The following is a 12,510-nucleotide window of genomic DNA, read 5'->3' on the forward strand; positions in this document are numbered from 1 at the left end:
CATCGCCCCGAACAGTGAGCCAAAAACTGAGCAAAAGAGTGAACCGAATTGCCGATCCACCTGAGACATTCTAGAGGTGATGGCACCCATTACAGTTGTTGAGTTGCGATCGCTTATGCTCAAACAAATTGCTCTTGCTGGTTTTGCGAGTTTCACTGTTGCTGCCTTCCCAGTCGTCAGCAAGGCTTTAACCGTTCAGGAAGTTCCCAATCCCCGGCAAGTCAATGGTGGCTGGGTGACAGACATGGCAGATATGCTCAGTCCGGCGACGGAAGCACAACTCAACCAGATCATCTCAGATTTAGAGGCAAAAAATAGCAGTGAAATCGCGGTAGTGACGGTGCCAGAGACTTCACCTTCTGCTACTCCCAAGGCGTTCGCTACGGCGCTATTTAATTATTGGGGCATTGGCAAGAAAGGGCGGGACAACGGGGTGCTGCTGCTGATTTCTCAGCGGGAACGTCGCGTAGAAATCGAAACGGGTTACAGTATCGAGTCGATTCTCCCCGATGCGCGTGTTAGCAAAATTATCCAACAAGAAATCGCACCGCGATTTAAGCAGGGTGACTTTAACGGTGGCACCCTGGCGGGAACGCAAGCACTGATTGTAGAGTTGAAAGCGGGTGAACTGCCAACCAATGCTGCCGCAAATCAACAAAATCCCAACATGGGGATTCCTTGGGAAGTATTTGCGATTGCCGGAGTCGTGGTAGTTGCGATCGCCATCTGTGGCGGTGTTCTCGTCTTGATAATTCGGCGTTTAGTGAATTGGTTGAATCGTCCCGTACTAATTGAACCAGAAGGGCGATCGCGTAGCTACAAACTTTGGGGAGGCGAAAAGCAATTACGCTGCGCTCATTGCCAGCAACCCATGCAAAAACTAGACCCCGTTTTAGTGCTGCCCCATCTCACCCCAGCAGAACAAGTGGCACAAAATCTCGGTAGCGTCGAATTTGAAGGCTGGCAATGTCCCAAATGTCATCCTCATCTAACCGGAATGGGAATCCATATTCGCGCCTACGTTGCCACAATCAACAAATTTAGTAACTGTCCCATCTGCCAAGAACTGACTGTCGAACGCACCGATCGGATTCTGCAATCTCCGACAATCTACAGCGAAGGTATTCGCCAGATTACCCATAAATGTCACTGCTGTTTTGATTGTCGGGAAACAGAGGAAATCATTCCCTCTTTGACTCCCCCACGTCCCACCACGCCTAACATTAGCGTCAGGAGTTCTAGCAATCTCTATACCGTAAGTAACGACAGCTATAGCAACTTTAGTTCAGATACCAATACCAGTAGCTATAGCACCGGCAACTATGACAGTAGTAGCGACAACACTAGCAACAGTAGCAGTTGCGACAATAGCAGCAATAGCTGGAGTTCTGACAGCGGTAGTAGCAACAGTAGCAGTGATTTTGGCGGCGGGAGCAGTGGCGGTGGCGGTGCCGGTAGCGACTGGTAGGGACTGGTAGGGGCTGGTAGCGATCGCACCCCGCTTTTCCGGGAAGGATTCAACTGTATTTCCCCCTCTCCGCAGGCGGCGAGGGTACTGGGGGTGAGGTTCCAAGTGTGTATTCCAACACAGTCAGAACCGCAACTAGAGTCGCCCTTCATCCGCGAAAAGTGCATTGGACGCAAGTAAAAAATGCGCTAATTAACGCCGGAAGGGGCCAGGATTGAGTAAGTTGACTTCAGTAATTTTGATAATGTAGGGGTTGAATTTGCTTTTATCGTAAGATCCCACCCAAATTCCGTAAGTTCCCGGCTGCCACTGACCAGCAATGCCAGGGTTTTTGCCTTCATACTCATCATTGCACCAGCTGCCACCAGGTCCCTTGATCACGAGGGTAGTGTCTTCTGGGCTTTGCACTTGGATGGATAGAAAGTTGAAAAACGAAGTTAAAACTACAGTGTGATCGGGCTTATCGTCCGTAAAACCAACACATGGCCCGGTAGCGGTTTCGCTGCGACCTGCAATTTTTTGGGCCGCTATTTCGCCGCCACTGATACCCCGAATCGTCAACGGATCGGGCGAAAACCGGGGACCGAGGGTGACATTCTCGAATATGGGCGGGGATTGTACGGATTGGGCTTGCACCCTCGAAAGGCTCAACACTCCTACCGCCATCAGGGCTATGGTTGTGATGCCTGCCCAGAGGGACTTTCCTACCGATTTTTCCCCTAAATTGGGTACGGGTTTGTACATCCTCACTTCCAAAAACGGCACCTTGTTACCGATTATGTAACGGCTCTAGTTGTAGCAGTGACGATAGTATCCCATAAGAAGTTCCAAAGAAGAAGCCAAAAGCCTTCTCAGGCTGAGCTTGAGAAGGCTTGCAAAAGAAAAAGAAAGAAGATTTTCAGTTTACTTTTCTAGGGCTTGCTGTAAACGTAGCTTGTCCAGACCCCGCTGATTCAGGATCAACCAAGATTGAATCAAATCAGGACCATGCAAATCGCCAGTTAGAGCTGCGCGGAAACTTCGCATCACTAATCCTTTCTTCAGATTCTTCTCCTTGGTCAGCTGTTTGATGATGTCTTGGGCACCCTCTGCTGTCAAAGTTTGATGATTTTCCAGGGCGTCCAGAATCGCCTGCAAAGCGGTTTCGGTGCCGTCCTGCTGCAACTGAGTCAGTCCCTCTTCGCTGTAGGCTACGGTCTGGCTAAAGAATATCCGACTCATCTCGACTGCATCCTGCAAGCGCGTCAGGCTGGCACTCAGCAGGCTGGTTAACTGTTCTAACCAAGGGCGATCGCTGATCGGGTCAAATTCGTATCCAGCCGCCTGCCAGTAGGGAATCAGCTGATTTAATAGCTCATCTATCGGCATCTTGTGCAGATACTGACTGTTAAGCCAATTCAGCTTATCCCAGTCAAATTTTGCCCCTGCCTTATTGACGCGCTCAAAGCCGAACTGTTGAGCCGCTTCTGGCAGAGTAAAGATTTCCTTAGTGGAATCTGGGGGCGTCCATCCCAACAATGTCATGTAATTCGCCAAGGCTTCAGGCGTGTAGCCCATTTGCTGGAAGTCGGAAATGGAAGTGACGCCATCCCGCTTCGAGAGCTTTTTGCCTTCCTTGTTCAAAATCAATGGCGTATGGGCAAATTCCGGGATTGCGCTTCCCAGCGCTTCATAGAGCAAAATTTGCTTAGCTGTATTAGCAATATGGTCTTCTCCCCGGATGACATGGGTGATCCGCATATCAATGTCATCCACCACCACTGCCAAATTGTACAGCGGCTGACCCACTGAATCGTCTGAGGCACGAGCAATCACCATATCGCCGCCGAGGTCGCTGGCTTTCCAGCTAACTTTGCCGCGTACCAGATCGTTCCAGGAGATCTCCCGGTCATCATCAATTTTGAAGCGAAGCACCGGACGACGCCCTTCGGCTTCAAAAGCCGCTTGTTGTTCTGGCGTCAAGTTCCGATGGCGGTTGTCATAACGGGGAGCTTCTTTTCTTGCTGCTTGCGCTGTCCGCAATTCATCTAGTTCGGCTTCGCTGGTGTAGCAGCGATAAGCATAGCCCTTCTCTACCAGAGTTTGAATGGCTTTGCGGTACAGGTCGAGGCGCTTGGATTGAAAAAATGGCCCCTCATCCCAGGTCATGCCCATCCATTTCAGACCATCAAGGATGTTTTGAGTATATTCGGGGCGCGATCGCGCTTCATCGGTGTCTTCAATTCGCAGGATGAACTCGCCGCCATGATGGCGAGCAAACAGCCAGTTAAATACAGCGGTTCTCGCCGTCCCAATATGTAAGTTCCCAGTAGGACTTGGTGCAATCCGAACTCTAACGGTCACAGCAGATTCTCTCAAAAGGTTTCTATATTTGTTGTAGCTGCTAGTTGTAGCTGCTAATAATTGTAGGGGCAGGTTTCAACACCTAACCCCTACTAACTTTTCTACTACTTTTTACGGGACTGACGGGGCTCGAACCCGCAACTTCCGCCGTGACAGGGCGGTGCTCTAACCAATTGAACTACAGTCCCTTGTTTTCCGAGCCATTAACGATTATGTCGAGTCTCGTTGGATTTGTCAACCCCTTTTTTTCATTCCCTTGCGAGTGGTGGGGTAGACACGGCTTTTTTGGTCTCGTGCCAAGGCGCAAAGATGCTAAAACGTTGCTTCATTTGGCGTCTTTGCATCTTAGCGCGATATTGTCCGGATTAACTATGAATGCGGCGCTTGACTTTAATGCTCACAAGTGCTGCAAATACCAAGCCTGCGAGTGCCGAAGGTTCTGGGACAGAACGATGCGCCGCTGATTTGGTGCCAATTCCAAAGGCGAGTACCTGGGTAAACTGAATCGGGCTAAAGTTGTTATCGCTAACTACAATCAGCGACTTTCGCCCATCCGCCAAATCAGGGCCAAAAGTCAAACCTTCAATATTATCGAGCGTCACACCTAACTTCTCAAAATCAAGCAGCAGTTTTTTCTGAGCTGGTTTGATAGTGTTGAGGTTGATTGCACTGAGGCTGTTAATACTGCTAATATCGGTTGCCTTTTCTAAAGACACCTCAAACAGCTTGATTGTGTTCCCCACTCCAGTAGCAAAAGACCGTTCTAAGCTAAGAAACGTATCTTCATTCACTGCTAACAAATCTACTAAACCATTGGTCTTGAAACTATTAACAGGATTGGGTGCTGCGGCAACTGGATCGGTAACGTATAAAAATTCCTGTTCCGGCTTCCCAGTTACGAGGTTATATTTTAAGATTCGCGAAGGACTTGCCACCTTGATGTCAGCGACAGCACCATCCTGAACCAAGGCATTTTCTGTAGCTGTAAACAAATAGTTTTGGTCAGGGGTAAGCGTCAAGCTTTCAAAGGCTAAGTTATTGCGAATTCCGCTATCTTTAGCCGCTGTTGGTAAAAACTTCTGAGGAACTAGCAGGGTTTGAAGTTGCTGACCTTCCAAAGAAAATTCATTAACGAAAGGATTAATTAATTGGTTCGCATCTCCTTCAGAAGAGATAAATAGACTTCCCTTGCTAGTTAAGGCAATGCCTTCTGGGTCGAGACTTAAAGGAGCAAAAGGTTGATTGTTTATATTCAACAAGGTCGTTACATCTACAGGCGTCACCCCACCCTGCTTTAAAGAACCCTGAGAAATATCAATTTTGAGGGTATAAAACCGAGATGGTGCCTTTTCGCTCCGGTCATCAGAAATGCTGTAATAAACGTTTTTACTGGCATCGTAAGTAATTCCTGATAGCCCTCCCAATTCAGTTCCCTGAAATGAAAAACCAGTCGGAAAAGTGGATTGTCCTAAGTAATCGACGCCGGTTATTTTGAATGCCTGAGCGGGATGTGCTGTCAGAAGTGCAGCGGTTAATCCACCAATAAAACAGAAAGATGTAAAAAATTTATCGATCTTGCTCATGATTGCCAGTGTTAAATTAAGCCATTTACACCAGCACCGTATCATCATAAAAATAAGATTTTTTTAAGAGAAGGTTATAAGAGAGTTGAATTGGAAAAATTGGGTGTTGGAAGATTACTCCCGTGCATCCAAATGAGCCGCATCCTGTATAAAGTCTACCAGCCAGTCTTTAAGGTGACGGGTAGCGCGGCAATCATCCTCGTTGTAGCGCAGAATGGCGTCGAGGAAAGTGCGATCGCGTGTTTTTAACCATTGGTCGTACCAATAGATACACACTTGTCCATTCGCCCCCGCATCGCGCCACTCAAAACCCAACCAATGCGCGATCGCTTTTAAAGCATAACTTTCGACGGGCAGTGTCACCATCCCTGTTACCCACTCGTGGATATCCACAAAGCGCGATAGCACCGGACGTAGCCTCTCCAGCGGGGTGTTGTAGCATTTAGCCAGCCGCTTCATCGTCAGGATTTCGTAGTCGCAGAAATGGAAAATGGGAGCCTGAGGATAAGTCCAAACCAAATCTAAAAATTGCTGCCAAACCAATTCTTCGTCGCTGGGTTGTTCTGCTAAGAAAGGATAAAACGTTTCTGTATTAGCTTGACGGTCTACCACTAAAACTCCCAGCAGATAATCCAGTTCTAGCGACGGTTCTGCTTCAATATCAAAGTAAAGTTCGATAGGTGAAAGGAGAGAAGATGGATTGTCCATCACCCATTCTGCTGTTTGAGTGGTTTTAGCGATCGCAAAAGGTTTCTCCAGAAGCATCGCCCGATTCTCCACTACTGATTGCGCTTGCTGTACTAGCTGTTGCGCTACCTCCTCTCCCAAAACTGGCTCCAAAAAAGCCGGACTGACACTCGCCAAAGACTCCCGACTCGTCAGTTCAAGCGTCTGCAAATGCTGATAGCGACTCGGCGTTACACCCGGAATCAAAGAGAGATGTTGCTGTTCTTGCGCGATCGCATAGCAGTGATTTAACCAAGGGCAAAGATTGCACCGCTGACGGGTAATGAACACCTCTGGCTCTTGCCGAGACAGGAGCATTTCGATACACTCCTCTACAAGTGCCTGCATCATCGGCACCCATTTACTCAAATTGACCGCATAAGCCTTTTTTTCCCGTAATCGCAGCCAAACCGTATCCGGCAAAACCCCCTGAACAGACGCCAGCAGATGAGCGTGAAAAGCTGCAACCGTTTGATATTCCAGCTTAGGACGCCGACCTAAATGAATGTCACTGGGAACGTAAATCCAATCGCCAAAGTTTGATTGTCCGGGTTGTTTCACTAAAAAATCGGGACAACTGACGAACGTTACTGTCTTCGGAAGGTGTAAGAAGGATTCATCCTCCATCCTTACTTCTTCCTCCTTCAGAAGCACGCCTCGGTAAATTAGCTCAACGCCTTCTTGCATCAAAGCAATCGTGGCATTTGCACCGGCGTGCCAATCTCCCCAAGCATAATTGGGTTTGTGATAAGTCTGTCCCGCCAGAATGGTTTGCTGGAGAGCATACCGATCCTGTTGCAATTTGGCGCGAAAATCACTTTGAAAATCCTGCTGGGTAGGATCTCCATATAAATCGAGAAAAGACCGGCGACTACAACGTTGGTAGTGCCGCAACATATTAACAGTTAGCAGCATGACTTCAAGCTAACAGAGAATGAGTGAGCTTTCGCGATCGCTCTTATCGCACTCAGACTAAATGGTACTAGACAGACAAAGCCTGACGAGAGCGGACTTGTAGAGATACGATTTATCGCATCTCCTACGTGTAGATTTTGACAGCGCACCATCGGTTAGAGTAGTGGCGATTTTGAGCGTGAGGGTGTAGGCATGGCTAAGCGTAGCAAACGGCAGTTGATTGGGTGGCGATTGCTCTTATTGTTACTTCCTATATCGTTTTCAGCTTCTATCTATCGTAGTTTGGCGTTATTTGTAGCTGTTCTATTGTTGTCATCAGTGAGGGCACAGGCAACCAGCGTTTCAATTGCCCAACAGCCAGCGACTTCCTCACCAAATGCAACGACTACTGATGAGCAACAAACTTACGAACAGGGACTGCAACTGATAAAGCAAGGACAACAACTAGAGAAACAAGGAACGGTAGAATCTCAGCAACAAGCGCTTGCCAAATACGAAGAAGCACTCTCTATTTGGCAGCAATTGGCGGTTAACGAAGCTCCGCCGTATGAGGCTCGCAGTTGGGAAGCACTGACTCTTTCTCTCATCGGTACCATCTACAATGTTGACCAAGACGAGCCTCAGAAGGCGCTGGACTATTTCGAGCGGGGGTTAGCTGTCAGGCGCGAGTTGAAAAACCGCCTTCAGGCCGCGATCGCTCGCGCCTCTACCGATAATGCTGGCTCCAACTCGGACGACCAACAAAAGCTACTCGATTCATACAAGCAAGCACTTGTAAGTACAAGCATTGGGGAAGCTACCCTGCTCGATCTCCTGGGTCATGCTTATTTCAATTTGCGCGAAATGCAAAAAGCGCTCGAATATCACAATCAAGCCCTATCGCTGTTTCGAGCTGAGAAACAAGCCTTGCCTGAAGCTATTACGCTGAAAAACATCGGTGATGTCTACTTTAATTTAGGTGAGACTCAAAAGGGACTCGACTTCTACAATTAAGCGCTGGAGATCCAACGTGCCGAGAAGGATACCGACGCACAGGCTAAGACACTCCAGCATATCGGTCTGCGCTACCGTAACTTGGGCGAATCGCAACAGGCGCTTGCCGCCTACAATCAAGCACTGGAACTCCAGCGAGAAAGGAAGGATTTGGCTGAGCAAGCGGATATCCTCAGCAGTATTGGCTCCCTCTACTACGGGTTGGGTCAGTATCAGAAGGCGCGGGATTCCTATAACCTAGCGCTGGAACTCCAACAAACAGCACAGAGAAATTTATCAGGAACAGCTTTAACCTTCAACCTCTCTCAGCAAGCTGAGATTCTTACGGGTATTGCTGACACCGCCTACTTAGATGGATTGGGCGATCCTGCCAAAGTCCTGAACTTATACAACCAAGCGCGATCGCTTTACCAAAAGGCGGGAAACCGACCTAAGGAAGCGTTGCTTCTCTACTACATCAGCTTTGTCTACGATCAATTGGGGGAAACGCAGAAAGCCCTCAACTTTTTGAATCAAGCGCTTGTGCTGCACCGTGCCATGTCCTATGCCGAAGGGGAAGCTTCTACCCTCCGTCAAATTGCTGATATCTATAATTCAATGGGTGAGCCGCAGCAGGCGCTCGACTTTTACAACCAAGCCCTGGATATCCAGCACCGGGTGAACGATCATTATAATCAAGCCGTCACGCTTTACAAGATTGCTAGAGTCTACAGTTCATTAGGGGATAATCAGCTCAGTATCGATACATACAACCAAGCGCTGGAAATATTCAAAAGCATTGGCGAGCGCACTAGGCGAGCTATGACCCTTATGGAAATTGGCAGCGTCTATCAAAAAGCGAAAGATTATCAGAAGTCGCTGGACTATCACAATCAAGCGCTAGCTTTGGCAAAACAAACTAACAATTTCTCGCTGCAAGCCACTGTACTTGCTTCTATGGTTGTACCCTACGAGTTATTGAAGGATTATCCCAAAGCGTTTGATGCCGCGAACCAAATCCTTTTACTCTCGCGCCAACAGACTAACAGCGAGTTGGAAGCTGCGTACTTTGTTATGAGGGGCAGGATATATCTGGCATCGGGAGATTATCCCAAAGCACTGGAAGCCACGGAAAAGGCAGTGGCTAGACACCGGAAGGCAAGGTTTCGTTTAGGAGAAGCCAACGCCCTGCGAAACTTGGGTAAGATATACAATTCATTGAAGCAGTACGAAAAAGCGCTCTCAACTTACGATCGCGATCTAGAACTGCGGCAGTTGTTGGGCGATCGCACAGGAGAAGCGGATACACTCTATAACGTTGCGATTACACAACGCGATAAGGGCAATCTCAACGAAGCGCGTACCCAAATCGAAGCCGCCATCAAAATTGTTGAGGACATCCGCACTAGAGTCACCAGCCAGGAACTGCGTACTTCCTACTTTGCCTCCGTGCAGAATTACTACCAGTTCTACATCGACGTGCTGATGCAGTTGCACAAAAAAGACCCTTCTATTGGGTACGATGCTCTAGCACTGCAAGCCTCGGAACGCGCCCGCGCCCGGAGTCTTTTGGAACTCCTCACCGAAGCTAACGCTAATATTCGGCAAGGAGTTGAGCCAAAACTGCTCCAACAAGAGCGCACCTTGCAGCAAAAACTTGATGCTGTTGAAAAACGCCGAGTTGAGTTATACAGTGGCAACCCCACCAAAGGACAGCTAGAGAAAATTGAACGAGAACGAGAAAATCTCTTAGAAGAGTATCGGCAAGCTCAAGCTGACATCCGCGCTAAAAGTCCCCGCTATGCCGCCCTTACTCAGCCAAAACCCCTTACCTTGGAAAAGATTCAGCAGCAGGTTCTTGATGACGATACGCTGCTTTTGGAATACTCGCTAGGCGAAGAACGTAGCTATCTTTGGGCTGTCACCAAAACTGGCATCGCCAGCTACGAACTCCCCAAACGCGCCGAAATTGAGTTAGCGGCGCGGGGTTTCTATGAACTTTTGAACACCCCTGGCTATCGCTTGGAAACCCGAAAGCTTACCGATAACCAAAGAGGCATTGCGGTTGAACTCGCTTCCGCTAGCACCGAAGTTGTAAACAAACTCAGCCAGATGCTCTTGGGGCAAGTGGTTGGGAAACTGGATAAGAAACGATTACTTATTGTTAGCGACGGTGCATTGCAGTATGTCCCCTTTGCCGCGTTACCAGTACCAACGCAGTCAAGCACAGAAAACAAAGCAAGTTCTTCCACCTCATCGACTCCCCTGTTAGTCAATTACGAAATCGTTAACCTGCCCTCAGCCTCCACGCTAGCCGTTTTAAGACAAGAACAAGCTGGGCGCAAACCTGCTGCTAAATCTGTGGCGGTGCTAGCCGATCCCGTCTTCGGCAGTGACGATGAGCGAGTCAATAAAGTAAAGGGACAGGCAGACGGACAGAATAGAAAAGAAAAGCTTGCACTCAGAGCTTTAGCAAGATCCGCGAGAGAATCGGATGTCACTTTTAAGCGCCTACCTTTTACCCGGCAAGAAGCTGAGCAGATTCTATCCCTCGTACCAGCCGCAGAACGCAGGCAAGCCTTCGATTTTGCTGCCAATCGTGCCTATGCAACCAACCCAGAACTCAGCCAGTACCGAATCGTGCATTTTGCCACTCATGGCATCCTTAATAGCGTGCATCCAGAGTTATCAGGGGTGGTGCTGTCCCTGCTAGATGAAAAAGGCAAGTCCCAGAATGGTTTCTTGCGACTGCACGATGTTTTCAATCTCAACTTGCCAGCAGAACTGGTAGTGCTGAGTGCCTGCGAAACGGGATTAGGTGAAGAAGTCAAAGGCGAAGGATTAGTGGGCTTGACACGTGGCTTTATGTATGCAAGGTGCGCCGCGAGTGGTAGTGAGTTTGTGGAGTGTCAGCGATCGCGCAACATCCGAGTTAATGACCAAATTTTATAAAGGAATGCTGGAAAAAAATCTACAGCCAGCAGCGGCATTGAGAGCAGCACAGATAGAAATGTGGCAAAAAACGGAATGGAAAGCACCCTATTACTGGGCAGCTTTCGTGCTGCAAGGCGAGTGGAAATAACAACCGAACTGTATCGCTTCTAGCTCCCTCAGGAGTTACACAGTTGGCTTAAGAATGAAACAAGGAGCCGCCAAGTAGTGACGAACAGCATCTCGCACAATCCTGCGTTGCAATCAGGAAGTTAATGTAATCGGGTTGGTTGACTTTCGCTGGCTTCATTCCTAAGTAGTTCTACCTCACCTCCCCTTTTTTCTCAACTGCGTAACTACTGAATCTTTATGAAGCTGGAATAAAGCTCAACTCTCCACTGATTTCAGAACGAGTTATAAGTTTTAATTATGAATTAAATGAATTTACGTATTTATACTTAGGCAAGCTTTAGAAAAATTGTCCATTTGTGATTTAGTTTTTTCATCAAGTCTCCCATTTTTACTAACTTTCATGGCTAGACAAGCCGTTGGTAGGTCACTCTAATTAAATTACATTTAATAAGTCTTTACATATATAAGCTGTTTATATATGGATACTTTTTATTTTTTCAGTAAAGTCTACGTGGAATTACTAGAAATTCACAGAGGAGAATAGTAGCCTTCCTTTTACGGCTGAGTTGTATTCAATACCTGGCTAGGGCACCTTTAATTGCAACTTAGTACGCAAGGAATTCTAACTGCTGGGTCTGTCTACATTCTCGGCTTCAACTTAATTCTGCATGAGAGGAACACTTTATGAGTTTAATGAGAAAATTTACAGGAATTGTCGGGGGAGCAGCGTTGCTCACAATGAGTATAAATTCAGCTCCCTCTGAAGCTGCTCTGTTGGACTTTTCTTTAAGAAGTTTTAGAAAAGAAATTTCTTTTACTTTAGATACCTCGGTGACAGATCAGGATTCTTCTCCAACCGCTGGTTTCTTCCCAAACGCGATATCAGACCTTAAAATAGACGGTTCGCCAGTTCCATATTCTGATACGGCAAATGTGAATACTAGAGCGACTACTTCTGCGGGGTTTGGCGGTGGAATTGGGCCAGGAGAGTTTTCTAGTTTGAGCTTCTTTTTCAGAGGTTTTGATTTAAATTTACCGGATCCAGTCCCCATTCCTACCTCTTATTTCTTTGTTCTCTGGTTTGATAATTTTTCTTTAGTCAATCAACTCTCTAGTGACCCCAACGACTATGCATTACGCATTGGTTACGGAAGAGAAGATACTATTGGCTCTCTCCGTACAGATATTCCTCCAGAACTGCTAACTGTGACGCTTCGTCAAGCTCCATCTCCCAATCCTGTTCCGGAACCCAGTGCGATGGCAGGTCTTTGTGTCTTAGGCCTGAGCTTCTTATTAAAGAAGACTGCTCAAAAATCTTATTAAAGAAACCTGAGTTCGGGTTAAGCCGAAGGGAGGAAAAACGCATTGATATTGAGAGAGGGCTTCTTAGGCTGATGGCAATAGGCAATTAATCCACAGACCAAATTCACCAAGAAATTG

At 47.6% G+C, this 12,510-nt stretch carries 9 protein-coding genes, 1 tRNA gene and 1 pseudogene; 5 read left to right on the forward strand and 6 right to left on the reverse strand.

Annotated features, from left to right (window positions below):
* Positions 1–79: 79 nt before the first annotated feature.
* Positions 80–1,468, forward strand: a complete 1,389-nt coding sequence (locus NC994_RS24575; RefSeq protein ID WP_199299462.1) for a TPM domain-containing protein — start codon at positions 80–82, stop codon at positions 1,466–1,468.
* A gap of 192 nt (positions 1,469–1,660) precedes the next feature.
* On the opposite strand, the gene NC994_RS24580 is transcribed toward NC994_RS24575, so the two are convergent.
* The 5 genes from NC994_RS24580 to NC994_RS24600 form a co-directional block, all read right to left on the reverse strand.
* Complete coding sequence (locus tag NC994_RS24580; protein WP_242030517.1) at positions 1,661–2,134, reverse strand: hypothetical protein; 474 nt, start codon at positions 2,132–2,134, stop codon at positions 1,661–1,663.
* Positions 2,135–2,371: 237 nt separating this feature from the next.
* Positions 2,372–3,811: a glutamate--tRNA ligase gene (gene gltX / locus NC994_RS24585; RefSeq protein ID WP_190432876.1), complete on the reverse strand. Its 1,440-nt coding sequence runs from the start codon at positions 3,809–3,811 to the stop codon at positions 2,372–2,374.
* 114 nt (positions 3,812–3,925) lie between these two features.
* Positions 3,926–3,999, reverse strand: a tRNA-Asp gene (locus NC994_RS24590).
* A gap of 177 nt (positions 4,000–4,176) precedes the next feature.
* A complete protein-coding gene (locus tag NC994_RS24595) occupies positions 4,177–5,394 on the reverse strand; it encodes an esterase-like activity of phytase family protein (protein ID WP_190432877.1) in 1,218 nt (405 codons plus the stop codon).
* 114 nt (positions 5,395–5,508) lie between these two features.
* Positions 5,509–7,035, reverse strand: a complete 1,527-nt coding sequence (locus tag NC994_RS24600; protein ID WP_190432879.1) for a TM0106 family RecB-like putative nuclease — start codon at positions 7,033–7,035, stop codon at positions 5,509–5,511.
* Positions 7,036–7,227: 192 nt separating this feature from the next.
* Here NC994_RS24600 and NC994_RS24605 point away from each other — a divergent pair, with 192 nt between their 5' ends.
* The 4 genes from NC994_RS24605 (at position 7,228) to NC994_RS24620 (ending at position 12,393) form a co-directional block, all read left to right on the forward strand.
* Positions 7,228–8,028, forward strand: coding sequence for a tetratricopeptide repeat protein (locus NC994_RS24605; protein WP_199299464.1), 801 nt, complete (start codon positions 7,228–7,230; stop codon positions 8,026–8,028).
* 81 nt (positions 8,029–8,109) lie between these two features.
* Positions 8,110–10,959, forward strand: a complete 2,850-nt coding sequence (locus NC994_RS24610) for a CHAT domain-containing protein (protein WP_199299465.1) — start codon at positions 8,110–8,112, stop codon at positions 10,957–10,959.
* Entirely contained in the window at positions 10,877–11,089 is a 213-nt protein-coding gene (locus NC994_RS24615; protein WP_277881121.1) for a CHAT domain-containing protein, read from the forward strand. The genes NC994_RS24610 and NC994_RS24615 overlap by 83 nt, the downstream gene beginning before the upstream one ends.
* A 665-nt stretch (positions 11,090–11,754) precedes the next feature.
* The gene (locus tag NC994_RS24620) at positions 11,755–12,393 is read left to right on the forward strand and encodes a PEP-CTERM sorting domain-containing protein (RefSeq protein ID WP_190432880.1); all 639 of its coding nucleotides are present in this window, start codon (positions 11,755–11,757) and stop codon (positions 12,391–12,393) included.
* A gap of 17 nt (positions 12,394–12,410) precedes the next feature.
* Here the strand turns inward: NC994_RS24620 and NC994_RS24625 are convergent.
* Positions 12,411–12,510, reverse strand: a pseudogene (locus tag NC994_RS24625) (IS982 family transposase); the annotation flags it as partial.

This window comes from Trichocoleus sp. AS-A1 (genome assembly GCF_039962015.1).
Classification (GTDB): Bacteria; Cyanobacteriota; Cyanobacteriia; order Cyanobacteriales; family FACHB-T130; genus FACHB-T130.

What these genes read in the sequence shown, in the direction of transcription:
- NC994_RS24575 (WP_199299462.1), top strand. Translation starts at nt 80, where the DNA reads ATGGCACCCATTACAGTTGTTGAGTTGCGATCGCTTATGCTCAAACAA.
- NC994_RS24580 (WP_242030517.1), bottom strand. Translation starts at nt 2,134, where the DNA reads ATGGCGGTAGGAGTGTTGAGCCTTTCGAGGGTGCAAGCCCAATCCGTA.
- NC994_RS24595 (WP_190432877.1), bottom strand. Translation starts at nt 5,394, where the DNA reads ATGAGCAAGATCGATAAATTTTTTACATCTTTCTGTTTTATTGGTGGA.
- NC994_RS24600 (WP_190432879.1), bottom strand. Translation starts at nt 7,035, where the DNA reads ATGCTGCTAACTGTTAATATGTTGCGGCACTACCAACGTTGTAGTCGC.
- NC994_RS24605 (WP_199299464.1), top strand. Translation starts at nt 7,228, where the DNA reads ATGGCTAAGCGTAGCAAACGGCAGTTGATTGGGTGGCGATTGCTCTTA.
- NC994_RS24615 (WP_277881121.1), top strand. Translation starts at nt 10,877, where the DNA reads ATGCAAGGTGCGCCGCGAGTGGTAGTGAGTTTGTGGAGTGTCAGCGAT.
- NC994_RS24620 (WP_190432880.1), top strand. Translation starts at nt 11,755, where the DNA reads ATGAGTTTAATGAGAAAATTTACAGGAATTGTCGGGGGAGCAGCGTTG.